This is a genomic window from Streptomyces alkaliphilus, from assembly GCF_014141535.1.
Classification (GTDB): Bacteria; Actinomycetota; Actinomycetes; order Streptomycetales; family Streptomycetaceae; genus Streptomyces; species Streptomyces alkaliphilus.
In genome coordinates this window covers 1-2,422 of sequence record NZ_VKHT01000787.1, presented here as the reverse complement: position 1 = coordinate 2,422, position 2,422 = coordinate 1, and the positions used below count along the sequence as shown (strand labels likewise).

At 76.2% G+C, this 2,422-nt stretch carries 2 protein-coding genes; one reads left to right on the top strand and one right to left on the bottom strand.

Translation table 11 applies throughout. From position 1 onward, the window contains the following. Positions 1-168: 168 nt before the first annotated feature. Positions 169-978 carry a maleylpyruvate isomerase family mycothiol-dependent enzyme gene (locus tag FNQ90_RS19765; protein ID WP_182607593.1) on the bottom strand — a complete coding sequence of 270 codons (810 nt, stop codon included), beginning with the start codon at positions 976-978 and terminating at the stop codon, positions 169-171. 113 nt (positions 979-1,091) lie between these two features. Here FNQ90_RS19765 and FNQ90_RS19760 point away from each other — a divergent pair, with 113 nt between their 5' ends. Beyond that, a complete protein-coding gene (locus FNQ90_RS19760; RefSeq protein WP_182607592.1) occupies positions 1,092-2,327 on the top strand; it encodes an ROK family protein in 1,236 nt (411 codons plus the stop codon). The last annotated feature ends 95 nt before the right edge of the window (positions 2,328-2,422 follow it).

Sequence of the window (2,422 nt, the reverse complement as noted above, 5' to 3'; positions counted from 1 at the left end):
GGTGGGGAGAGGTGGGTCGGTCCCGTCCCCCGCGGGCCGCGCTCACGGCGTCCGATGCCTTCCGCGGTCGATCGGGCGGGGATCCGCCCCGGGAGCCCGTCGTGGACCGTCCGCCCCGGTGGGGCGGACGGCGAGGAAGGCGTCCCGCCCCCGTTCGCCGGGGAGCGGTCAGACACCGCCGGTATCCCGCCACAGCCGGGCGGGACCGGCATCGCCTTCGAGGGTCAGGGGGCCCGCGGGGTCGGGGGCCGTCTCGGGACCGTCCACCGTGTCCCGGTTCCACAGCAGCAGGAACAACCGGGAGGCGGGGCCGGTGACCAGGCAATCGACCTCCCCGGCCCCGGAGGTGTCGTCCTCCGTGTCGGGACCGATCACCCCAGGTGGTTCGGTGGACAGCCGCACCGTCCACTCGGCCCCCGGCACGTCGGAGACCCGCAGTCCCAGCGTCACGGGCTTCTCCGAACGGGCCCGGCTGCGATTCCCGGCGTGGAAGCCGGTCAGCAACTCGTCGATGCCGTCCAGGGCCGGGGCCGCTCCCACGGGGGACGGGCGTCGACCGGCGGCGAGTTCGGCGTCGACCCGGTGCACGGTCGTCTCGTGCGCCTGGCGGCGTGCCCAGAAGTGTCGGGCGGAGGGCGAGCCCGGCAGGAAGGTCCAGAGTTCGGCGGCGGGATCGAGCGCGCGCAGGCGCGCCACCAGGTCCCGGAGGCCGGCGTCGTACCACTCCCCGGGTTCCTCGTCCGGCGCCGGCGCCGGTACGACGGACGAACCCCCCGCCACGGGGGCCTCCCCCGCGATCAGCCCGTGGGCCCAGCGGTGCACGCGACCCTGGTGGCGCACCAGTTCCCGCACCCGCCAACCGGGGCAGGTGGGCACGGTGGCGTCCGGGCCGGCCAGGGCGGCGGCCGTGCGCAACGCCTCGCCCTCCTCGGCCAGGATGTCGATCAGGGTGTCCGTGTCCCGCAGCCTGATGTCCATGCCCGGATTCTGTCAGCGGGTTCCCCCGTGCCCAACCCCCGACCGTGAGCACGGGGTCGGGAAGCGGACACCCGCCGTTTTGTTCATGAGGGTGACAAAGCGAGAATGGGCCCGTGACCACCTCGCGTACCAAACCGGAGAGAGGCCGCAACGCCCTCGGACCCGCCCTGGAACTGGTGCACACCGGCCGGGCGCCCACCCGGGCCGTGCTCACCACCGAACTGGGCGTCACCCGGGCCACCGCCGGCGCGGTCGCCGGGGAGTTGCAGACCCTCGGTCTGATCACCGTCGACGCCCGCCCCGGGGCCGCCGCGGGTTCCCAGGGGCGCCCCTCGCACCGCCTGACCATCGCCGACGACGGTCCGGTGGCGCTGGCCGCCCAGATCCACGCCGATGGCTTCCGGGTGGCCCTGGTCGGGCTGGGAGGTCGGATCGTCGCCACCGCCCCGGCCTGCGGCGAGGTGCACCCCGACCCCGCCGTGGCGCTCACCGAGGCCGTCGCGGCCGGGGCGGCGCTGCTGCGGGCCACCGGACGGCGGTGTGTGGGAGCGGGGCTGGCCGTGCCCTCGGCCGTCACCGAGCCGGACGGCATCGCACTCAACCCCCTCCACCTGCGCTGGCCGGCCGGCTCACCGGTCCGGGAGATCTTCACCCGTTGCCTGGAGGAGGCCGGGGTGCCCGTCACCGGGTTCTGCGGCAACGACGTCAACCTCGCCGCCCTGGCCGAGCACCGGCACGGGGCCGGCCACGGGGCCCGCGACCTGCTGTGCGTGGCCACCGGTCATCGCGGGGTCGGCGGCGCCCTGGTGCTCGACGGCCGTCTCCACACCGGCAGCGCCGGCCTGGCCCTCGAGGTGGGACACCTCACCGTCGATCCCGCCGGTCGCCCCTGTCACTGCGGCAGCCGGGGCTGTCTGGACGTGGAGACCGATCCGATGGCCCTGTTGGAGGCGGCGGGCCGGGAACCGGGCCCCGACGGTTCGCTGCTGGACCAGGCATGTGCGCTGGCCCGTGCCGCGGGCCCGGCCGGCACCGCCGACGAGAACGCGCGCGGCGCGACCCGGGCCCTGATCGACCGTCTGGCCCGGGGCCTCGCCGGACTGGTGAACATCCTCAACCCGGACCGGATCGTCCTGGGCGGATTGCACCGCGCCCTGCTGGAGGCCGACCCCGGGCGTCTGCGGGCGGGCGTCGCCGACCACAGCCTGTGGGGGCGCAGCGGCAGCGTATCCATCGTCCCCGGCACCCTCGACCACGGCAGCCTGGTGGGCGCCGCCGAACTCGCTTGGCAGCCCGTGCTCGACGACCCGTCGACCGTCCTGCGGGTCCGGGCCGCCGCGGGCACCTGAGCGGCCCGCGCTCAGGCCGCGCGGGCCCGGGCCGCCGGGAGGGGGTCCCCGTCCCCGGTCCCGTCCACGGTGGTGAGGGGGGAGGGACCGGGACG